This is a genomic window from Paraglaciecola sp. (genome assembly GCF_051252315.1).
Taxonomy (GTDB): Bacteria; Pseudomonadota; Gammaproteobacteria; order Enterobacterales; family Alteromonadaceae; genus Paraglaciecola.
In genome coordinates, this window is the sequence record NZ_JBPOFP010000064.1 from 1 (window position 1) to 21535 (window position 21535).

At 39.2% G+C, this 21535-nt stretch carries 18 protein-coding genes; 12 read left to right on the top strand and 6 right to left on the bottom strand.

Translation table 11 applies throughout. The annotated features are described in order from the left end of the window. The 9 genes from ACSHXM_RS13305 to purF form a co-directional block, all read left to right on the top strand. On the top strand, positions 1-756 hold a 756-nt coding region (locus ACSHXM_RS13305), incomplete at its 5' end, for a sensor histidine kinase (protein ID WP_435689252.1). Further along, a complete protein-coding gene (locus ACSHXM_RS13310; protein ID WP_435689253.1) occupies positions 753-1325 on the top strand; it encodes a hypothetical protein in 573 nt (190 codons plus the stop codon). The genes ACSHXM_RS13305 and ACSHXM_RS13310, both read left to right, overlap by 4 nt. Continuing rightward, positions 1325-2665 carry a sigma 54-interacting transcriptional regulator gene (locus ACSHXM_RS13315; RefSeq protein WP_435689254.1) on the top strand — a complete coding sequence of 447 codons (1341 nt, stop codon included), beginning with the start codon at positions 1325-1327 and terminating at the stop codon, positions 2663-2665. Before ACSHXM_RS13310 ends, ACSHXM_RS13315 begins: the two co-directional genes overlap by 1 nt. A 59-nt stretch (positions 2666-2724) precedes the next feature. Further along, positions 2725-3510, top strand: coding sequence for a tRNA pseudouridine(38-40) synthase TruA (gene truA, locus ACSHXM_RS13320; protein WP_435689274.1), 786 nt, complete (start codon positions 2725-2727; stop codon positions 3508-3510). Between the two features lie 344 nt (positions 3511-3854). Then, positions 3855-4703 carry an acetyl-CoA carboxylase, carboxyltransferase subunit beta gene (gene accD / locus ACSHXM_RS13325; RefSeq protein ID WP_435689255.1) on the top strand — a complete coding sequence of 283 codons (849 nt, stop codon included), beginning with the start codon at positions 3855-3857 and terminating at the stop codon, positions 4701-4703. Between the two features lie 3 nt (positions 4704-4706). After that, the gene (gene folC, locus ACSHXM_RS13330; protein WP_435689256.1) at positions 4707-5996 is read left to right on the top strand and encodes a bifunctional tetrahydrofolate synthase/dihydrofolate synthase; all 1290 of its coding nucleotides are present in this window, start codon (positions 4707-4709) and stop codon (positions 5994-5996) included. A 19-nt stretch (positions 5997-6015) separates the two neighbouring features. After that, positions 6016-6687, top strand: a complete 672-nt coding sequence (locus ACSHXM_RS13335) for an SPOR domain-containing protein (protein WP_435689257.1) — start codon at positions 6016-6018, stop codon at positions 6685-6687. A gap of 136 nt (positions 6688-6823) precedes the next feature. Next, positions 6824-7312 carry a CvpA family protein gene (locus ACSHXM_RS13340; RefSeq protein ID WP_435689258.1) on the top strand — a complete coding sequence of 163 codons (489 nt, stop codon included), beginning with the start codon at positions 6824-6826 and terminating at the stop codon, positions 7310-7312. Positions 7313-7325: 13 nt separating this feature from the next. After that, a complete protein-coding gene (purF, locus tag ACSHXM_RS13345; RefSeq protein WP_435689259.1) occupies positions 7326-8852 on the top strand; it encodes an amidophosphoribosyltransferase in 1527 nt (508 codons plus the stop codon). A gap of 100 nt (positions 8853-8952) precedes the next feature. Here the strand turns inward: purF and ACSHXM_RS13350 are convergent, their stop codons facing one another. Further along, positions 8953-9552, bottom strand: coding sequence for a Yip1 family protein (locus tag ACSHXM_RS13350; RefSeq protein ID WP_435689260.1), 600 nt, complete (start codon positions 9550-9552; stop codon positions 8953-8955). A gap of 375 nt (positions 9553-9927) precedes the next feature. Between ACSHXM_RS13350 and miaE the strand changes: the two genes are divergently transcribed. Continuing rightward, on the top strand, positions 9928-10683 hold the full coding sequence (gene miaE, locus ACSHXM_RS13355) for a tRNA isopentenyl-2-thiomethyl-A-37 hydroxylase MiaE (protein ID WP_435689261.1): 756 nt from the start codon (positions 9928-9930) through the stop codon (positions 10681-10683). Between the two features lie 80 nt (positions 10684-10763). Here miaE and ACSHXM_RS13360 read toward each other — a convergent pair whose 3' ends face one another. Together ACSHXM_RS13360 and ACSHXM_RS13365 are read right to left on the bottom strand one after the other, a co-directional pair. After that, the gene (locus ACSHXM_RS13360; protein ID WP_435689262.1) at positions 10764-12272 is read right to left on the bottom strand and encodes a sulfatase-like hydrolase/transferase; all 1509 of its coding nucleotides are present in this window, start codon (positions 12270-12272) and stop codon (positions 10764-10766) included. Positions 12273-12308: 36 nt separating this feature from the next. Beyond that, on the bottom strand, positions 12309-13814 hold the full coding sequence (locus ACSHXM_RS13365; protein ID WP_435689263.1) for a sialate O-acetylesterase: 1506 nt from the start codon (positions 13812-13814) through the stop codon (positions 12309-12311). Positions 13815-13984: 170 nt separating this feature from the next. Between ACSHXM_RS13365 and ACSHXM_RS13370 the strand changes: the two genes are divergently transcribed. Both ACSHXM_RS13370 and ACSHXM_RS13375 read left to right on the top strand, forming a co-directional pair. Then, the gene (locus ACSHXM_RS13370; RefSeq protein ID WP_435689264.1) at positions 13985-15004 is read left to right on the top strand and encodes a LacI family DNA-binding transcriptional regulator; all 1020 of its coding nucleotides are present in this window, start codon (positions 13985-13987) and stop codon (positions 15002-15004) included. Between the two features lie 164 nt (positions 15005-15168). Further along, on the top strand, positions 15169-16188 hold the full coding sequence (locus ACSHXM_RS13375; protein WP_435689265.1) for a LacI family DNA-binding transcriptional regulator: 1020 nt from the start codon (positions 15169-15171) through the stop codon (positions 16186-16188). Positions 16189-16313: 125 nt separating this feature from the next. Here the strand turns inward: ACSHXM_RS13375 and ACSHXM_RS13380 are convergent, their stop codons facing one another. The 3 genes from ACSHXM_RS13380 to ACSHXM_RS13390 are packed head-to-tail and all read right to left on the bottom strand — an operon-like array spanning position 16314 to position 21480. Further along, positions 16314-17402, bottom strand: a complete 1089-nt coding sequence (locus tag ACSHXM_RS13380) for a glycoside hydrolase family 5 protein (RefSeq protein WP_435689266.1) — start codon at positions 17400-17402, stop codon at positions 16314-16316. Positions 17403-17421: 19 nt separating this feature from the next. Further along, entirely contained in the window at positions 17422-19878 is a 2457-nt protein-coding gene (locus ACSHXM_RS13385) for a GH36-type glycosyl hydrolase domain-containing protein (RefSeq protein ID WP_435689267.1), read from the bottom strand. Between the two features lie 48 nt (positions 19879-19926). Continuing rightward, positions 19927-21480, bottom strand: coding sequence for an MFS transporter (locus ACSHXM_RS13390; RefSeq protein WP_435689268.1), 1554 nt, complete (start codon positions 21478-21480; stop codon positions 19927-19929). Between the last annotated feature and the right edge of the window lie 55 nt (positions 21481-21535).

The window sequence follows — 21535 nt, forward strand, 5'->3', positions numbered from 1 at the left end:
GGTCCTCAAGAATTAATTGTGTTGGAGCACCAACTCCATAGTTTATCGTCACGATTAGATAAGTTAGAACAATTAAGAACCGCATTATTGCGCCACGCAGCCCATGAATTAAAAACGCCTTTGGCCAGCATCAAAGAAGGATGCTCTTTATTAACTGAACAGGTTGTAGGGCCGTTAAATGCTCAACAAGAAGAGGTTTTGTCTTTATTAAATAGCAGTACGGATAGATTAAATTTACTTATTATTCAATTGCTTGATTATAATTTACTACTACAGCAAGCGACGCCTGAATGGGAAATTATCAAGTCCGAGTCTTTGCTTAATGAGTTTATTCAACAAAATGGACTAGCTTTAAAGCAACACGAAAACTCTCTGCCAATTAAAAATGAATTACCCGACATTTATGCAGATCAAAAACTTTTTCGACGCATCCTAGATAATTTATTATCAAATGCTTTAGCTCATGGCAGCAAAGGGCGGCCAATTGATATTCGCTTATATAGAAAAGGAGAAATGCAGGTATTAGAAGTGGCAAATAGAGGGCAAAAGATTCCAGAAAATATCCGTACTAATATGTTTCAGCCATTTTACCGTGGAGAAGGGAAGCGTAATGATCGAGTTATTGGGACAGGTTTGGGGCTTTCTATTGTGGCAGAATGTGCTCGCATGATGTTTGGTCAGGCTGAAATCGTTGATGTAGATTATGCTGACGTGTGTATACGCGTGATGATCCCGTTAAAAGAAGGCAATGTATGAAATTGACATATTTCGGGTATATCCTGCTGTTTTGTTTTTTGAGCAGTTGCGAGTTATTACCTAACCCTCCCTCTGAAGTTGTACAAGATACGGTTAAAAGTAACGATGATACTTGTGTGTGGAAAAGGTTTGATGAGCCACAATCTGCAGAATGTGGGATTGCTTATTGGATTAAATATTGGGCCATGAATGAAGCAATGGATTGGCCCAAACGTAAGGAAAATATAAAGCTTTTATCGAATTCAAATTCCGACATGTTACGTAGGATAATTCTCAGTCAAGGTATTGATACTCCTTATCAAGATCGATTACGCGCGCAGATTTGGGCAGAATCAATAATGCCAAAGTTAAATGCAGACATGTATAAATTTATTTTGGTGGCTATTTACCGGCCTAACCTGGAGCGATTGGAAATGGAATCAGCATTAGTCACGTTAAGTAAAACTAACAGCCGATATATTTCACGAGTTGAACAACTAAAGAATAAAACTTTAGAGCAAGCTAAGCAGATTGAGCAATTGTTACGCATTGAATCTTCTATCATCCAAACAGAACAAGAGGGCAATTAATGAAATTAATATCGAATTCGGATCCAAGTATTTTACTGGTCGATGATGATGAAAGTCTTTTGCGTTTGATGACAATCAGACTCCAGGGTGAAGGTTATCAAGTTGAATGTGCGGCCGGAGGCAAAGAAGCACTTAAACTGCTGAGTACAAAAAACTACGATGTGGTATTAAGTGACCTAAGAATGCCGGGTTTGGACGGCCTTAGTTTGTTTGAAGAAATAATGGCGCTTAAAAAGGACGTACCGGTAATTTTGATGACTGCTCATGGCACTATTCAAGATGCAGTTGAAGCAACGCAAAGAGGGGTGTTCGGTTTCTTAGCGAAACCAGTCGACCATGATGAATTAAGATCACTTCTGACTAAAGCTGTAGAACAAAATCAGGGGGCACAACAGGCAAAATGGTGTGAAAGTATTATTACTCGGTCCACTCAAATGGAACAACTTTTAGACCAAGCATACAGAGTAGCACAAAGAGATGTGAGTGTTTTAGTTAGTGGCGCTAGCGGAACAGGAAAAGAATTACTAGCCAATGCCATTCACAAAGCGAGTAAAAGAGCGGGTAAAAGTTTTGTGGCGATCAATTGTGGAGCACTGCCTGAAAACTTACTAGAGTCAGAGCTGTTTGGTCACAGTAAAGGCGCTTTTACAGGCGCAGTAAATGAGCACCAAGGTTTATTTAGAGAAGCTGATGGCGGTACACTATTTTTAGATGAAATTGGTGATATGCCGGTTCCTCTACAAGTTAAATTATTAAGGGCGCTACAAGAACAGGTTATTCGACCTGTCGGCAGCAGTAAACAGATCCCAATTGATGTTCGTATTATTTCAGCTACGCATAAAGACCTCACCAAAGAAATGCAAGATGGTAATTTTCGAGAAGACTTATATTACCGTTTGAATGTGGTGAATATTACTTTACCAACACTCCGAGAACGATCTGAAGATATTCCTCTGTTAGCCCGGCATTTACTTAAAAATAGTGCGAAAAAACACGATGTTAAAGTTAATCGGTTTTCAGATGATGCTATGCAACTATTGACCACCTGCATGTGGCCTGGAAATGTTCGGCAACTGGTTAACGTAGTAGAGCAATGTGTTGCCCTTACTCAAACCCCTGTTGTTGCCTCTCATTTGGTTGAGCAAGCCTTATCAGCCTCTGAGCAGAAGTGGCCGACCTTAACTGAAGCTAGAGATGCGTTCGAACACCAATATTTACTTAAGTTACTTAAAATGACGGATGGAAATGTTACACGGGCAGCTGAATTAGCCGGCAGAAACCGCACAGATATGCATAAACTGATGAAAAAACATACCTTGCAGTCTGCTGATTTTAAATAGTGTTTTTATAGGTTTGGTATTACAATACCGCCAAATTTTGGCAGGGTGTAAATGTGTTAATGCGATTGGCTTTAGGTATTGAATATGACGGTGCAAGTTTCCATGGTTGGCAACGTCAACAAACAGTGATAAGTGTTCAACAACATGTTGAAGAAGCTCTATCAGAAATTGCCAATGAACCGATTAAAGTTGTGTGCGCAGGTAGGACTGATGCGGGCGTACACGCTACCTGCCAAGTTGTCCATTTTGAGACTCAAAGCCAACGTCCCGATAAAGCGTGGACAATTGGTATTAATCGTTATTTACCCGACAGCATTTCTGCTAAATGGGTTACACACATAGGTGAGGATTTTCACGCTCGATTCTCAGCAACGGCTAGACGTTATCGATATATCATTTATAACAATCGAATGCGCAATAGTATTTTAGCCAAAGGTGTGACTCATATTCATGATCAACTGGATCATAATTTAATGCACCAAGCCGCTCAGTATCTAGTGGGGCGTCATGATTTCAGTGCGTTTAGGGCTGTGAATTGTCAGGCTAATACGCCCACTCGTGATTTACAACACATCAGAGTTGAACGTTTTGGCGATTACATAGTGATTGATGTGAAAGCCAATGCATTTTTACATCATATGGTTCGTAACATTACCGGATCATTATTGGTTATTGGTAAGAAAGAAAAGTCACCGGATTGGATCCAAACGTTATTAGTTGGGAAAGATCGCACAAAGGCTGCGGCGACTGCCAAACCTTATGGTTTATATTTAGTGGATGTTACCTACCCAGAACAATTTGATTTACCGACACACCCTATAGGCCCATTATTTTTGCCCGATTAATAATTTATGTCGTTAATAGGTACTTCTAAGACCAGTTATTGGTGCTTGTTAGTTATACTCTTGCATCTTCAAAAAGTGTATTTCAGCTGGATTATCTAGTTTGCTTCAGTTTTGTGTGGGCTTCTTAAATTGATAACAAGATTCGTTTAAGAATAAGCATTAAAATTGCAGTTTATAGTCCCGTTGAATCTGCCATATTGAACTGGTTTGAATATTAAGGATGTGCTTTAATAGCGCTTCTTTTAACCATTAGGTTACAGGCAAGCTTGTAAAGTATCATAAAGTGATAAGTTGCCATTGAAATTGTCAGTTTGTGTTAACAAACTGCAGAACAGGATTTTGAAATGAGTTGGATAGAAAAAATACTACCGCGTACTAAATCAGCTACAAAAAGTAATGTGCCGGAAGGAATTTGGACTAAGTGCCCAGAATGTACTTCAGTTCTATATAAAACAGAATTAGAAAAACAGTTAGGAGTGTGTCCTAAGTGTGATCATCATATGCGTATCAGCGCACGAGTTAGAGTTAATCACTTTTTAGATCAAGGTGATCGTGAAGAGTTAGGATCAAATTTAGAGCCTCAAGATTTACTTAAATTCAAAGATTCTAAAAAGTACAAAGATAGATTAAGTGCTGCGCAAAAAAACACAAATGAAAAAGATGCTTTGGTAGTGATGCAGGGTAAACTACGAGGCATGCCAGTGGCTGTTGCTGCTTTTGAGTTTTCTTTTATGGGTGGCTCAATGGCATCTGTAGTTGGTGCAAGATTTGTTAAAGCGGTTGAAGCGTGTTTAGAGCAGAATATGCCTCTAATTTGTTTCTCAACCAGTGGCGGTGCCAGAATGCAAGAAGCATTGATGTCTTTAATGCAAATGGCCAAAACCAGTGCGGCTTTAGCAAAGATGAGTGAAAAAGGTTTACCTTATATTTCAGTATTAACCGACCCGACTATGGGTGGCGTATCAGCCAGTTTAGCTATGTTAGGTGACGTAAATGTAGCAGAGCCTAAAGCCTTGATTGGATTTGCTGGACCTAGAGTTATTGAACAAACGGTACGAGAAACCTTACCAGAAGGATTTCAACGTAGTGAATTCTTGTTAGAAAAAGGCGCGATAGACTTAATCGTAGATCGTCGAGAATTACGCGATAAAATATATAGTATATTGTCAAAATTACATCATCAACATCACTAATTGATGTCAGAACCTACCAATAACCAAGCCTCAAGTAAGCAGGCTTGGTCTCTTCAACAATGGTTAAGCTACTTACACGAGATCCATCCTAATAATATTGAGTTAGGGTTGGAACGTGTTGCGGCTGTATTTCAAAACCTCGAGTTATCCTTTAACAAAAATACAGTGATTACCGTTGCTGGTACTAATGGTAAAGGCACAACATGTGCTTTAGTCGAACAGGTACTGCTGGCAAAAGGTAAAACAGTAGGTGTGTTTAGCTCACCTCACATAATTGATTATCGAGAGCGAGTAAGAATACAGGGCGATATGTTACCTGAGAGTGCACATTGCCAAGCGTTTTTAAAAATAGAACAAGCCCGTAAAAATATTCCTTTGACTTATTTTGAGTTTGGTACGCTTGCAGCGTTACTTTTGCTAAATGAGTCAAACATTGAATATGTGCTTTTAGAAGTCGGTTTAGGTGGAAGACTTGATGCCGTTAACATTGTTGATCCTGATGTCGCTGTTATTACGGGCATTGATTTAGATCATCAAGATTGGTTAGGTGATACAAAAGAGCTTATTGCTAAAGAAAAAGCCGGGATTTTTAGACCCGGTATACCAGCTGTGATTGGTGATCCCAGTCCACCTCTTTCTCTTAAACAAGCTGTGTTAGATTATAACGTAAAGCCCAAATGGCAAGGTGTCGACTTTAGTTATCAAGTGACAAATAGTGGATTTTGTTGGCAGAATAAAACCCAACAGTTTGACAATTTACCCGTGCCACGTATTCCTACGCAAAATGCCTCTACAGCGTTACAGGTAATAGATATTTTAGGCTTGGAAGTGAGTCAGCAAGTCTTAACGCAGGTTTTTGAGTCAGTGAGTTTACCTGGCCGAAGACAAGTGTTACAAACACAGCCAACGGTGATGTTAGATGTTGCACATAACCCCCAAGCAACCCAATTATTAGCTGCAGATTTAAAACAAATGGAATGTAATAGAATTATTGCTGTTGTCGCAATGTTAGAGGATAAAGACATTGTCGCCAGTTTACAGCCTATGATGAAACACGTTGATATCTGGCTATGTGCAAGTTTAACTGTGCCAAGGGGAGGGGATGCACAACAAATAGTGTCTGCATTAAATTCCAGTGCTACAACAAGTTTGGCTAAAAAGGTGGTAGACTTTCCTGATGTCGAACAAGCATATTCCAACGCGCTTGATATTGCACAATCAGATGATTGTATAATTGTTTTCGGTTCTTTTTTTACCATTGCCGAAGTTTTGAACTTAAACATAAAAAGTTAATTAGTTAAGGATATTTAGTTTGTCTCCCGCATTAAAAAATCGACTTGTCGGAACCATTATTGTTGTTGCCATTGCAGTGATATTTTTACCTGACCTTTTAGATGGTAAACAAGAGACTAAACGTAATTTATTTGTAGACCTGCCTGAAAAACCCAAGATGAAAGTGGTAAAGGCTCCTAATGAGTTTGATACAGATAAGATTAAACAAGCCAGCACTCGTCAAGTAGAAGTATTATCAGAACAAGCAATTGATGATGAAAATAGTACGCCAGTTCCATCTACTGAGCCTGTTGTTGATATTAAAATTGCCGACGAAACTAATACCGATATACAAATAGAAGATCCAGCTAGCACAGAACAAAAAATCGAACAAAAAAATGTAAAACAAGGTGCTACCAGCCTAGCGGCACAAACTGTCGTGCAACAAGATCCGGATAAGTTATTAGCGGGTGCAGGCTGGGTTGTACAATTAGGTAGTTTTCGTCACCAAAAGAACGTTAAAGAACTTCTTACCAAGCTGGAAAAGGGCGGATATCGCGCATTTAGTCGTCCTGTTAAAACAAGTGCAGGAAATTTAACCAAAGTATTTGTTGGTCCGGATTTAGATAAGAAAAAATTAAACCAAGCACTTTCTCATTTAAAACAACTCACTAACCTGCAAGGGCGAGTGACGCCATTTACCGTTCAATAAAAATATTGACCGGAATACACAATCCTTTGGTAAAAATTGTAGGATTTTCTGTCGGCGTTTTGATAGAATGCGCCCGATTTTAATTGTATGACATTAATTTTTTGTCATACCTTTTGAGCAATTTGAAGCATATCTTATGAATTGGATAGACTACACCATAATTGGTGTGATTTTGTTTTCCGCAGTTATTAGCCTAATCAGAGGATTTGTTAAAGAAGCCATTTCTTTAGCTATTTGGATCAGTGCCTTTTTTATCGCAAGCCAATTTTATGTAGAGCTTGCCGCCTATCTAACTCAAATTAATGACCTGATGATCCGTAATGGGGTCGCGATAGCCATCTTATTTGTATCTACTTTAATTTTAGGTGGCTTAATAAATTATGTGATTGCTCAGCTTGTTCAATTTACTGGGTTAACAGGTACAGATAGAGCATTAGGACTTATTTTTGGCGCTTTACGTGGCGTGTTAATCGTGAGTGCTCTATTGTTTTTCTTAGATACATTTACACCCTTTTCAAATTCAAATATATGGGAAACATCTATTTTGGTTCCCGAATTCAGTTTAGTAATTGAGTGGTTTTTCGAATATTTGCAAAACAACTCGAGTTTTATACAGCCCGTTTAAAAAGGTAAATCGCATGTGTGGTATTGTTGGAATTGTGGGGAAGGTCCCAGTTAATCAAGCTTTATATGATGCATTAACTGTTCTCCAACATAGAGGTCAAGATGCCGCTGGTATAGTGACAGTAGACAAAGGTGTGTTTAATCTTAGAAAAGATAATGGTTTGGTCAGAGATGTGTTTCATACACGTCACATGAAAAAGCTCACAGGCCAATTAGGAATAGGCCATGCACGTTATCCTACCGCAGGTAGTTCTAGCTCAGCTGAGGCTCAACCGTTTTACGTTAATTCTCCTTATGGGATCGCCTTTGCGCATAATGGTAACTTAACTAACGCTCATGAGTTAAAAGATGAAGTGTCAAAAGTGGCTCGCCGTCACATTAATACAACGTCAGATTCAGAGTTGTTATTGAATATCATTGCCCATGAATTACAAATTTGTGAAGGGTTAGCGTTAACCCCAGCAGAAGTATTTCAGGCTGTAGCAAATGTACATAAAAAGATCCGCGGAGCTTATGCTGTTGTAGCCGCAATTATTGGCAACGGCATGCTCGCTTTTAGAGACCCATTTGGTATTCGTCCATTAGCATTGGGTAAACGTAAAACTGAGTTCGGTGACGAATATATGGTGGCGTCTGAGAGTGTTGCTCTTGATGCCGTTGGTTTTACCTTTGTTCGCGATGTTGCCCCAGGTGAAGCGATTTATGTCACTGAATCTGGTGAACTGCATACCCAGCAGTGCGCTGAGAAACCAATAAACGCACCTTGTATATTTGAGTTTGTCTATTTTGCTCGTCCAGATTCATTTATTGACGGAATTTCGGTTTATGCTTCTCGTGTAAACATGGGACGTAAGTTGGGTCAAAAAATTGCAAAAGAATGGTCTGATTTAGACATTGATGTCGTTATTCCTATTCCAGAAACGTCTTCAGATGTTGCACTACAAATAGCCATAGAGCTTGATAAACCCTATCGCCAAGGCTTTGTGAAAAACCGTTATATTGGTCGTACTTTTATCATGCCTGGGCAAACTATGCGTCGTAAGTCTGTTCGTCGCAAACTGAATGCAATACCTTCAGAGTTTAAAGGTAAAAATGTACTACTCGTTGATGATTCTATTGTTAGAGGTACCACCTCAGAACAGATCATCGAAATGGCTCGTGAGTCTGGAGCGAATAAAGTGTATTTTGCATCAGCTGCGCCTGAAATTCGTTTTCCTAATGTGTATGGTATTGATATGCCATCAGCAAATGAATTAATTGCTTATGGCCGTGAAATTGAGCAGATTAGCGAATTGATTAGGGCTGACGGTTTAATATTCCAAGACATTCAAGATTTAGTCGATGCGGTAAGTGAGCTAAACCCTGAAATTAAACGTTTTGAAACCTCAGTTTTTGATGGCAATTATATTACCGGTGATGTCGATCATTCTTATCTAGAACGTATCGATAATATGCGTAACGAAGGCGCTAAAAATGAAGGGTTACAAACTGAGTTAAGTAACCTAGAAATGCACAATATGAGTCAAGGCAATAATCAGTAAGAGCATAGTCAATAACAATTATTATTTGAGCATTAAAAAAGCCGCTGTTATTTAGATAACAGCGGCTTTTTTGTGTCTATGTTTTTGGTTTAGATAAACCTTAGGCGGTGTAAACTGGCCCCATACCCATGCTCCACAATATAATTGATGCAGCCATTAATATAGCCAGTAGAACCAATCCGCATGTTACTACTGAACTTGCATAAATAAAGCCTTTCTCTTCAGGAATATGCATTAGGATAGGCGTACCTGAATACAATAAGTAAATTGAATAAGCTAATCCAACTAAGCCAATTACCATAACAAACCAAAGTACTGGATAAAATGCTGCGAATCCAACCATGAATAATGGTGTGGCAGTATAAGCCGCTAGTTCTAAAGATTGAGTATAACTAGGTGTCGCATCAAATGCTTTGGCCAATTCATGTATGAGTATTGCTAGAGCCACAACACCCGTCATTAACCCAAAGTACATGCCTATGCTCATCATAAGAGCACTACTTTCAGTTAGTTTAATTACGTCACCCACACCGATACTCCAACCTAAGTGCGCTGCAGAGTAATAACTCATTAAACAGGGGATTAAAGAGATAATAGCTATGTGACTAAGGCTATAAAAGTAACTTTCGTGGCGTACATCTATAGTATGCCATTCTTCTTTAGGGTGAGCGTAAAGACCGAATAAGTGGTTCAATATCATAATACTACTCCGTGAAGGCTTATTTGCAGATATTAGTTGTTAACAACTGGTTAACCTAAGTTTCTTTTAAACAATAAAATTCGTCAACTGTTTTGTGCGATTTTTCATCTGAAATTCATTTATTTGTTTATAAAACATTAATGTTGGCGGTATTTTGAGCTGCCTGGTTGGGTTTAAAATGTTGGTTGTTAAATTTATGTAAATGTCATGGGGTTGCGAGGCATATTGTTTGGAAATGTTAAGTTAGTAATATTTATCCAGTTAAGAATGAGAATGATGGGTAACTTTACAGACAGTTTATTAATAATAAATGCTCTTAAATATCTATGATAAAATTACGACATAAATGAAGTTTGTAATGAAGAATTATTATTGATGTCGACTCAAGAACTACTCACTCCCATATTGTCATTTCTACAATGTGAAACGCCCCAAGCCTGGATTGATGAAGCGGTAAAGCCTGAAAACTTACCTATACTATTAGTCGATCACGCAAACTGTGAACTCAAAGCGGCTCAAACCGCTATGTTGTTATTAAGACGTTATGCTGTGGACAAAGAAAGTGGTGAGGCTTTGCTGGCTTGGTTAAAACCTTTTGAGGACTTTGTTTATCGCAAAGTCGGAGATGGGGACTTTAGTCAACATGTGAATTTGTCTAAAAAACTAATCAGTAAATCCAACTTTGAGCATGGTGATGAACTCATTGCTAAAATGGTGTTGCTCATAAAAGAAGAGTTACATCATTTTCAGCAAGTATGGGACATTATGCAGGACAGGGGAGTGGAGTACGGTAATTTGACCGCCGCTCGTTATGCTCGAGGTATGATGAAAAACGTTCGCACCCACGACCCGGTAAAGTTAATCGATACCCTGATTTGTGGTGCGTATATTGAAGCGCGCTCTTGTGAACGCTTTGCTAAACTAGCCCCATACTTAGATGAAGAACTGAATAAGTTTTATATCTCTCTATTGCGTTCGGAAGCGCGGCATTTTCAAGATTATTTATCGTTAGCTCAGACCATTTCAAATGAAGATATTTCTACAAGAGTTAAGTTAATTGGCAAAAAAGAAGCTGAGCTTATTTCAAACCCCGACTCAGAGTTTAGATTCCACAGTGGTGCTCCAATTTAATTGCAATCAACAGCGGTAAAAGAGGAAGGTTAATATGGTGAATAAGCAAGCTTGGTTATGCTAACTCATTCACCATTAGTTTAGTCTTTGATTAACTTAGTCAATTGTTGTTGGAAATAATTATCCAGAACGACAGGATCTTTATTCTTACTTCCGTATTCTTTTAACGCTAGTGCTAGCTCTTTAACTAAAGTTTTATGTTCTGGCAAATGGATTACATTGTATAATTCGTCAGGATCTTTAAAGGTGTCAATAAGCCAAGATTCGGCTGGTTTACTTTTGGCAGCTAATATTAACTTGTATCTGTCAGTAAACGCACCTACCCAACCTTGAATACGCACAAATGTCACATCTTGCCATTTGGTTTTAGACTCAGTGTTTAATAACGGTGTGAGATCTCTACCATCAGTAGAGCTTGCACTATGGTTTTGGATATTTAATAACGCCAAAAACGTATCCATCCAATCGGTTGTATTCGCGGCTTGGTTAACCACTAAACCTTTTTTTATAACATTAGGGTAATGCATTACGAATGGAATTTTGGCTGAGCCTTCTTGGGGATTACCTTTATTAATTCTGTGGTGTTCACCTAATAAGTCACCATGATCTGAGCTAAATACAATTAGCGTGTTATCTAATTGTCCGTTTGATCTTAATTTGTCTACAAGGCGACCTAAGTTGTCGTCTAATAGTTTGACCATACCAAAATAGTTTTGGATAGAGGCTTGCATCCTTTTAGGGGATTTTTTAGGATCATTTTGCTGCCAGTATGGGTCGTCTTTATTTATTTTTTTGTGAAATGTTCTCGGCATTTCAAACTTAGTGTTGGCATACATAGTGTCGTATGGCGGGCGAACTTTGTCAGGGCCATGTGGGTCTGGGTAACTCAATACATAAAAGAAAGGAGTGTTTTTGTGCTCATCAATAAAGTCGATGGCACGATTGGTAATCCAGTCTGAAGTGAATGTTTTATTATCTGCAGTCTGCGCTTTATTAGCATAGTTAGCATTGTCGCCACCACCTACTACAAAAGGCGTTCCATCAGGTTTGATATCTAAATTTTTCCAATGGCCTCTGTTGAACATAAATCGGTTGTCTGTAAAGCCATAATCATACTTTGGCGCCCAGCCCGGTTTTGCATTACCGCTAAGGTGCCATTTACCCGCATACCCCGATTTGTAACCATGGTCATTTAATACATCGGCAATGGTTGGAATGTCCTTTTTCATCACAGCATTGTTTTGTGGCACACCAGCGTTTTGAGGGTAAAGGCCGGTAAACATAGAGCTACGAGAAGGGCTACACACAGGAGAAGATGCGTACATACTGTTAAATAATACGCCATTTTTGGCTAAATAATCTAAGTGAGGTGTTTCGACTACTGTGTCACCCCACATCAGCGCTTGCTCTTTTGATAACTGCTCGCGATATGCTCCTAAGGTTCTAAAGTTGTGTTCGTCTGTAACAATAAGTACAAGGTTTGGTTTTGTCTTTTGTGCAGCTGCTGTTTGGCTTTTGGCCTGAATCGCAAAAGAGCTAATAAGGCTGGCGGTTAAGACAATGCAGGTTAAATAACGTGGAATTTTCATGGTGTTCTCTATTGTGTTTCGCTAAGTGGTTTGGGGCTAGTTATCGGTTCTAAATGGTGTGACGGGCAAGCCTACTCGGTCATACAAATTTACGATTGGGTTATTTTCCCATGCATATCGTACGGCAGTCGGTTGGTGTATACCTTCTGCAAATATTGCTACTTTGTTTTTACTTATAATTTGGGCTGTTGCATTAACAAATTTTCTATCTTTGCCTGCAATATAAAATCCGCTAACGGTGTCGGTATCGAATGAGTACAATTTACTACTCACATCTTTAAAGGTTATAACGGCTTTGTTACCTTGAATTTCCATTGAGTCGTACATTGGGCTATTGGCTGCCATTTTATAACCATAATCTTTGACAAGTGCATGACGGACTAGTCTGTTGGCTGCTTCTTGTTTGTTTCGGGGGTGAATATCTTTTGCTTCACCAATATCGATAACTACAGCTTGCCCCGTATTAGGTAGGCCTAGAGCCATGGTTTGGGCTTCTCGTATCTCTGCCCAGTTACTAGTTTTAGATGGCGTTTGTACTTCGTTGTTAAAGTCAGCTAGTTGCACCCAATAGAAGGGAAAATCACCTTGCTGCCATTCTTGGCGCCAAGAGTTGATAAGTAATGGAAATAAGGACTGATATTGCGAAGCTCTACCTATGTTGCTTTCTCCTTGGCACCATATTGCTCCTCGAATACCGTAACCAACTATCGGATTAATAACGCCATTAAAAATATTCGAAGGGCGTTTTCGACCAATCAATACATTGTCAGGTTTAAAACGGCGTTGCCCGGGTTTGCCAGCAGCTTCCCATTTGGCGAAGTCCGCTAAATCTTGAGTGAACTGTTGTTCAGTAAATTTCGCCGCTTTTTTGTCCCAGTTATTTAGCATTGACTCGAATTGTTTGTCGCTTTTTAATGCATGTCGAGAAATAAAAGCTTCAACAGGAGAGCCGCCCCAAGAAGTATTGATCAGGCCTATTGGCACGTTCAAGATGTTTTGCAAGCGACGGCCAAAGAAATAACATGTAGCAGAAAAAGCGCCAATGTTTTTTGGTGTTACCGTTTCCCAACTGCCATCGAAGTTATTTTGAGGTTTATCAATGCCTACACGAGGCACTGTTAGTAGGCGAATATTCGAGTAATTTGCAGAGGCAATTTCTAATTCTGAATGGTTAGAGCCGCTCACTCTCCAGCCCATGTTTGATTGACCAGAACACACCCATACTTCACCGACGGCTACATTGTTGAACGTAAGCTCGTTTTCGCCAGAAATATGTAATTGATAACTTGCCCCGGTTTGAATAGGGTCTAATGTCACTCGCCACTTACCGGAATCATCTGCTGTCGTTTGGTGACGTTGACCGGCTACGCTTACGGAAACACTTTCGCCTTTCCCAGCGTCACCCCAAACAGGGTTGTGCTGTTTTTGTTGTAATACCATATTGTCGGTAAATACATTAGGTACAGATACTTTTGCCTGAAGGTTTGTCATGGCAAATAATGACCACAACAAAATATTAAAGGGTGATTTAATACTCATCATACAGTTCGTAGTCCATTCTTTTGATTATATTTAAATGTTAACATTTATTGGTGAAGTGAGATCATTGGGAATGTAAAAATAATGTAAAGTTAGGCTTACTTGCTAATGAAATGAAAACGGTTTCTATGTTATTCTTATAGCGAAATGTAATTAAAAATAAGAGAAGTATTTTGGCTGCGGTAGGAATAAAAGACATTGCAAAATTGGCAGGCGTTTCTCCAGCTACTGTTTCAAGAGTGTTGAATTCTCCAGAATTAATTTCTGCTAAAACCTTAGTGCATGTACAAAAAGTAATAGATGAAAACGGTTATATACCTAACAGATTAGGCACCAGTTTACGTACTAAAAAAAGTGGCAACATAGTCGCTATTATTCCTCATATTACCAAACCCGTGAATGCCGGTATTATTAAAGCTATAGAGCAAGAAGCACAAAAGTTTGGATATTCTGTGTTATTAGGTGATACCCAAGGGTTGCGGGAGCGTGAATTGCACTATGGTAGTTTAGTTAAACATGGACAAGCAGACGGCGTTTTATTATTTGGTAGCCATTTACCTTTTGTTGTTAATGAAGATATTCCTTTAGAAAAACAGCTTCCTCCTTTGGTGAATGCTAATGAAATGGTGGCAGATGTGAATATCAATAAAATATTTATTGATAATGAAGCTGCCGCAATGGAAGCCATGCAACATTTGTTTGATTTGGGGCACTCTCGAATCGCTGCGGTTGTGGGGCCAAGTGACGTGCCTAGTTCCAATGAAAGGATTGTAGGGTATAAAAAAGCGTTGGCTCAACAAGGAATTGAACTTGATGAAAGTTTAATTGTACAGGGGGATTACACTCTACATTCTGGCGTAGCAACCGCAAAGTTTTTGTTGTCTCTAGAAAAAAGACCCACAGCTATTTTCGCATTTAGCGATGATATGGCGATTGGAATTATGCAAGTATTGCATAAAAATGGCGTTGTGGTGCCTGATGACATATCGGTTATGGGATTTGATGATATTAATTATGCAGAGTTTGTACGCCCTTCTTTGACAACGGTTCATCAACCGTTAGAAGAAATAGGTCAAGCTTGTGCTAATTTATTGATCCGTAAAATCAAAAATCCTGATTTACCAGCTGAAAAAATTCAACTTGATTATACCTTACGAGTGCGTGAAAGTACTGGGCCTGCTCCAAAACCATAATTATTTTAAAACGCTCCGATTAAATTAGAAATGATGAATTCTCATTTTTTCCTAAAATAGTATTAAATTCTTGTGAGATCCCCTTAATTATTAGGCCTGTATGATATGAAAACGTTTCATTTATGTTAATCTATTTAAACTGAATTTTAATTAGGAACATTAACTTGGCTAACTTAGGTATTAAAGATATTGCGGCTTTGGCAAAAGTGTCACCCGCTACTGTGTCCAGGGTGTTTAGTGCTCCGGAATTAGTATCTCAAAAAACCTTAGACAAAGTTAAAAAAGTAGTCGATGAGCTTGGTTATCGCCCCAACAGAATGGGCGCTAGTTTACGAACACGAAAAAGCGGTAATATTGTGGCAATCATTCCTGATATCACTAAACCTGTAAACGCTGGGATTATCCGAGCTATTGAACAAGGTGCACAAACTGCTGGATATTCAGTTTTACTGGGTGATACCCAAGGATTAGAAGAAAGAGAGCGCCATTATGCAGATTTAGTTAGCCATGGCCAAGCAGATGGTATTTTATTATTTGGCTCACGAATTCCTTTTAAAGTAGATGAAAGTTTACCTTTGGCCTCTCAATTACCTCCAATGGTAAATGGTAACGAAGGCATTGAGTCAGATGAAATAGTAAAAGTGGCAGTCGATAATGAGGCTGCAGCGAAAGCCGCGATAGATTATTTGATTTCTATCGGCCATAAACGTATTGCTGCAATAACGGGACCCGATGATGTTCCGAGTTCTAATAAAAGGTTGCGAGGTTATTGCGCTGCTCTAAAAGCGGCGGGTATTGATATCGATCCAGCATTACAAATCATCGGTGATTACGATGTTAAGTCGGGGGTTAAGTGCACTCAAAGACTATTGTTATTGCGAGAGCGCCCCACTGCTATATTTTGTTTCAATGATGATATGGCAATTGGTGCCATGCAGTTTTTGCAACAACAAGGTTTTAAAATCCCTGATGATATTTCTGTTATGGGCTTTGACGATATTAATTACGCAGAATATGTATCTCCATCTTTAACGACAGTTCATCAACCGCTGCAAGAAATTGGTAGTGCATGTATCGATTTGCTTTTGAAACAGTTAAAAGGAGAAAGTGTAGAGCCTGGAACACAGTACTTGCCGTATACGTTAATGATACGCAACAGCACTGGCGTTGCACCAAAGGGCTGATTGGAATAAGGCGTATCCAATACTTAGGTTACGTACATCTTTTTTCGTTGATATAAAAAAGGCGGCTAATGTTCACATTAGCCGCCTTTTTATTTATTCACATACAAGCTCTAGTATGGGATTTTTTACTTTTTAAGCATTTCTTTTTTGAAAAAGGCACCTTGTTGTGTAGGTGTGAAATTCCAATCACTGATCATAGTAGGTGACCAATCTGGGTCAAATACCCAAGCCACCCAAGATACATCTCTCTTTGCCATAAACTCAATGATTTGCGGGCCATAAGAGCCATCATTAATCACTGGAATATGTGCTCCTTTGCCATCGGCTTTTACCCAACCAAGCTCAGTTGCAATCAGTGGATGCTTTTTAGCTGCAAAACCCCAAACTTGTTCCCATAGAGCAAAAAAGTTTTCTTTAGATTTAATTTCTGGTTTTGCCTTTTGAGGGTATGGGTGAACAGCATAAGCAATACCTTCTCGCTCAATTGGATCGATTGCAACAGGGCGTAAATCATAAGCCCAGTTAAACCCTGCAACTAAAGGGATCACATTGGTATCACTTGCATAAATGATATCAATCAGTTCTTCGTTAACTGATTTCCACTCCGGCCAATTGGCTTTACCACCGCGTCCGCCTAAATCAGTTGGTTCATTAAACAACTCGTATACGGCTATGGTGGGAACATCTTTGTAACGGAAAGAGATGTCTTTCCAAAATGTTCGAGTTTCTTTCATAGTGGTGTCATACATCTGGTGTTGATAGAGCTCTTTAGGCAAATAGCCGATAGAGTGCCAATCAATAATTAAATACATATCGTAGGCGTTAGCCCACTGCACTGCGTCATCGATATGTTTAAAGAAATTATCTTTGCCAATGTCACGCCAAGAAACAGGGTGAATAGGTAGCCTAATGATATTGGCACCCCAAGCTTTTACTTCTTTAAAGAGCGACTTAGACCACTGATTTTGTTTAAGTAACTTACCGGGATCAGCAATGTTGACTCCCTTCAAAATCACTTGTTTACCAGACTCATCAACGAGTTTATTGCCTTCTACGGAAATAAAGCTTTGTTTGTTTTTTAATTTTTTAGTATCAAAAACGCTAGGGTAGGGTTGATCCCACCAATTATCGCTTTGTGTTTTATTATTGGCTGCAAAGATATTTGCACTTATAAGAAGTGCAAATAATCCAGCCGCGTATGATGTTATTTTCATATCAGTCCTTTAATAAAAGTTAGACTAGTGTCGCCACAACTGTATGTTGGCCGCTGTAGGTTGTTGCATTAATTATGCTGCCTTCAACTGATTGGCCATCGATATTGAGTTCAATTTGACCTTTACTCAAACCATTTGGGTTACGAAGCTCGATATCATATTGAGCGCCACGGAATTCACGTTTGACATTGACTTTGTCCCAACTAGGCAAAATACATGGATCAATTTCTAAGCCAGAATATACAGGGCGTATACCCAATATGTATTGCGTGGCGGCGTAATAATTCCATGCGGCTGTACCTGTTAACCAAGAGTTTTTCGCCTCTCCTGGGTTAGCAGAGTCATTTCCGGCAACCATTTGACTGTAAACGTATGGTTCGGTTTTATGTAAGGTTTGCACGTCTTGTAAATAAGCTGGTGTGATTTTGCTGTAATATTCATATGCTTTTTCACCACGACCGATCATGGCTTCTGAGATGGTAATCCATGGGTTGTTATGACAGAAAATACCGGCATTTTCTTTATATCCAGGAGGATACGAAGTAATTTCACCTAAGTATTTGTTGTAACTACTAAAAGCGGGTTGGTTTAGCATAATGCCAAAATCAGTCGATAAGTGTTTTTCGACAGAATCAAGGGCTTGTTTTACTTTTCCATTATCAAGTCCTACACCAGCCATGGCACAGAAACCTTGTGATTCTATGAATATTTTACCTTCTTCGTTTTCGTTACTGCCTACTTTTTCACCTCTTGAATCATAGGCCCTTAAGTACCATTCGCCATCCCATGCATGTTGCTCTATGGTGCTGCGCATTGTGTCGACGTGGGCCAAACAAGAAGCTGCTAATTCGAATTTACCTAGCTCTAAGCATAGATCCACAAATTCTTGGCCATACAGAACAAATTGTCCGGCAATCATGACTGATTCAGCAACATCCGAAGCGCCACGTTGGGTCGTTTGATAAGACTCATTGGGGTTTTCAGAGAAGCAGTTGAGGTTTAAACAATCGTTCCAATCTGCACGGCCAATCAAAGGTAATCCATGTGGGCCAAGGTTATTCACCACATGATTAAACGCACGAACTAAGTGATCAAAATGATCGTGTGTGGCTTCTTCTTGGTCATCGTAAATAACCATTTCATCCAAAATGCTGAAGTCACCGGTTTCTTTAATGTAATTGGTGGTAGATAACACCATCCACATTGGATCATCATTAAAGTTGCCACCAATATTGGCGTTACCTTTTTTAGTCAATGGTTGATATTGATGATAAGCCGAACCGTCAGGTTTTTGTGTAGCTGACAAGTCTAAAATACGCTCTTTTACCTTGTCTGGCACCATATGGGCAAAACCAATCGTATCTTGGTTTGAGTCTCTGAAGCCCATCCCACGGCCGATCCCAGATTCATAAAAAGAAGCACTACGAGATAAATTAAAGGTCACCATATTTTGATATTGATTCCAGATATTTATCGCACGATTAAATTTATCATCTGGGGTATCAACGCTAAATTTTGTCAGTAAGTTATGCCAATAATCATTTAACTTTTTAAGTTCGTCATTTACTTTTTCATGGGTGTCAAAACGTGCTGCCAATGCTTTAGCTGGAGTCTTGTTTAAAACGTTTTTAGACTCCCATTTATCTTCAACTTCTACTTCAATGTAGCCTAAAACAAATTCTAAGCTTTGGCTTTCGCCTGGCGCTAATTTTAGTTTTAAATGCTGAGAGGCAATAGGAGACCAACCTCTAGCAAATGAGTTGGTAGATTGCCCATTTTCAACTACCTGAGGACGGTCAAACCCTCGGTATTGACCTAAAAAGCTTTCTCTATTGGTATCATACCCATCTAACTCACGGTTAACTGAGTAAAAGGCATAGTGGTTTCGTCGCTCACGGTATTCGGTTTTGTGATAAATCGTACTGTCTTCAACTTCAACTTCGCCGGTTGATAGGTTTCGTTGGAAATTAGCGCCGTCATCTTCTGCATTCCATAAACACCACTCAATAAAAGAAAACACATCAACTGTTTTTTCAGTATCATTGTTATTGGTGACAACTAAAGAATGTACCTCAGCTTTCGTATCTAAAGGAATAAAGCTGGTAACTTGGGTGGCAATCCCGTTTTTACTCGCATTAAAACGGCTATATCCCATACCATGACGGCAAGAGTATTCGTCTAATTCTGTATTAACGGGTCGACCTGTAGCCGACCAGAAATCGTTTTCATCTCGAATGTAAAAATAACGTCCACCATTATCCAGTGGCACGCTGTTATAGCGATACCGAGTTAATCTACGAAATTTTGGATCTCTATCAAAACAGTATCCACCGGCAGTGTTAGAGATTAAACCGTAGAAACCATCATTACCTAAGTAATTGATCCAAGGTGTTGGTGTATAAGGTGTGGTGATGACATATTCGTAATTGGCGTCATCAAAGTAACCAAATTGTTCGTTCGTTTTATTCGTTTGCATGTTTAAAGGTCTCGTTCTGGCAATGTTTGCCAATCAAAAGTGTGTTAATTATTCGGTTACTAATTTTGCTTCGTTTCTACGATCAATTAGGTCGTTTGTCATTTGGGTTTGCATTTTGTCTGTAATGGGATAGAACATCATTAAAGCTGCGCCAGCAAAACCAAATGCGGCAGGAATAAAGCTCATTAACAATGTCATGCCCGGTAAAGATGCTTCAACCGTGCTCGGATCCATGCCGTTGTAGCCATAACTTGCTAATACAACCAACATCAGTGCACCTGCAAATCCATTCCCGGTTTTTTGTACAAAAGTCCCTGCGGAATAAATTAGTCCAGTCGCACGTCGTCCATTTAACCACTCGTTGTAATCAGCAGAATCACCTAACATAGAGAAAAATAAAATTGGCATCATGGCGGCAAAAAATTCAGCACTGCAACCCAGAATGAAGATAGTATTCACATCATTACCGGGTACCCAGTAGAATCCACAAGTAAGCAAACTACTTATAACAAGCGATAAAATGAATAAGGTTTTTCTACCGATTCTTTTAGCGATAAAACTAGTACACAAAGCGGACAAAATAGAAACTAAGAGTAGGGCTGCAAAATATTTACCAGCCATTAGCTCATCACCCACGTAATATTTGAAGTAATAAGCCACTACGCTGATTTTAATACCATTGAACATCATGGTTAAAAAGCCTAAACCAAGCAAAATTAACCAGGGTTTGTTGGTAATTAAGTCCAACATGTCTTGTTGTACGCCAGAACCTTTTTTACCTTCACTTTCTTTATTTTGTTTTAATAAACGTTTTACGAATAACACCATTGCACTCATGATGATCACAAACAGTAGGCCTGTTTGCCAATTTCGATAGTAAAAGAATAAGGAAATAGCAATAAGCGGTAGTAAAATGAATGGCAGTTGTTTACTCAAGTCGGTTAACTCACTTAGTAAACTATTTTGTTGTTTAATAACAGGGGTGACACGTTCTTTCGTTGTGGCAACTGAAATCACCATTAGGGCCATCAATAACCCAGCAAATACATACATAGTATATTGGTAGCCTTGGGCATCGTTACCGTTGCCAAAATAAGCTACTAGATTTGGTAAGAATTTAAGAACAAGTAGACCACCAAAGAACGCTCCGGCAAAACGAAAGCCTGATAAACTGGTTCGCTCGTTGTCATCTTCTGTCATTACACCCATTAAGGCTGAATATGGAACGTTATTAACGGTATAAGCCAAGGTTAAGCCAATATAGGTCACGTAGGCATAGACTAGTTTGCCGCTGTCACTTAAATCTGGAGTGGTAAAACACAGCACCATAAACAAACATAGGAAAGGGGTAGACCAAAATATCCAAGGACGAAATTTCCCCCATGAAGTATTGGTACGATCTGCAATCATGCCCATTATGATGTCTGTTACCCCATCAGAAAGCCTAACCACTAAGAACAATATTGCAGCCGATGAAGCTGCTATACCAAAAGTATCGGTGTAAAACACAGCCAAATAAGCTAAAGCGCCACGCCAAACTAGGTTTGCAGCAGCATCTCCCATGGCATAGCCAACTTTTTCATATAGTGGTAATCGAGTCATACGGTTTTCACCTCAGTGATTGAAACTAACGTTATCGCGAACATTTGAAGTTCCT

Excerpts from the sequence above, each read along its gene's own strand:
- ACSHXM_RS13315 (WP_435689254.1), top strand. The coding sequence starts at position 1,325 with ATGAAATTAATATCGAATTCGGATCCAAGTATTTTACTGGTCGATGAT.
- ACSHXM_RS13365 (WP_435689263.1), bottom strand. The coding sequence starts at position 13,814 with ATGATGAGTATTAAATCACCCTTTAATATTTTGTTGTGGTCATTATTT.
- folC (WP_435689256.1), top strand. The coding sequence starts at position 4,707 with ATGTCAGAACCTACCAATAACCAAGCCTCAAGTAAGCAGGCTTGGTCT.
- ACSHXM_RS13310 (WP_435689253.1), top strand. The coding sequence starts at position 753 with ATGAAATTGACATATTTCGGGTATATCCTGCTGTTTTGTTTTTTGAGC.
- ACSHXM_RS13380 (WP_435689266.1), bottom strand. The coding sequence starts at position 17,402 with ATGAAAATAACATCATACGCGGCTGGATTATTTGCACTTCTTATAAGT.
- ACSHXM_RS13360 (WP_435689262.1), bottom strand. The coding sequence starts at position 12,272 with ATGAAAATTCCACGTTATTTAACCTGCATTGTCTTAACCGCCAGCCTT.
- truA (WP_435689274.1), top strand. The coding sequence starts at position 2,725 with ATGCGATTGGCTTTAGGTATTGAATATGACGGTGCAAGTTTCCATGGT.
- accD (WP_435689255.1), top strand. The coding sequence starts at position 3,855 with ATGAGTTGGATAGAAAAAATACTACCGCGTACTAAATCAGCTACAAAA.
- ACSHXM_RS13340 (WP_435689258.1), top strand. The coding sequence starts at position 6,824 with ATGAATTGGATAGACTACACCATAATTGGTGTGATTTTGTTTTCCGCA.
- ACSHXM_RS13390 (WP_435689268.1), bottom strand. The coding sequence starts at position 21,480 with ATGACTCGATTACCACTATATGAAAAAGTTGGCTATGCCATGGGAGAT.
- miaE (WP_435689261.1), top strand. The coding sequence starts at position 9,928 with ATGTCGACTCAAGAACTACTCACTCCCATATTGTCATTTCTACAATGT.
- ACSHXM_RS13350 (WP_435689260.1), bottom strand. The coding sequence starts at position 9,552 with ATGATATTGAACCACTTATTCGGTCTTTACGCTCACCCTAAAGAAGAA.
- purF (WP_435689259.1), top strand. The coding sequence starts at position 7,326 with ATGTGTGGTATTGTTGGAATTGTGGGGAAGGTCCCAGTTAATCAAGCT.
- ACSHXM_RS13385 (WP_435689267.1), bottom strand. The coding sequence starts at position 19,878 with ATGCAAACGAATAAAACGAACGAACAATTTGGTTACTTTGATGACGCC.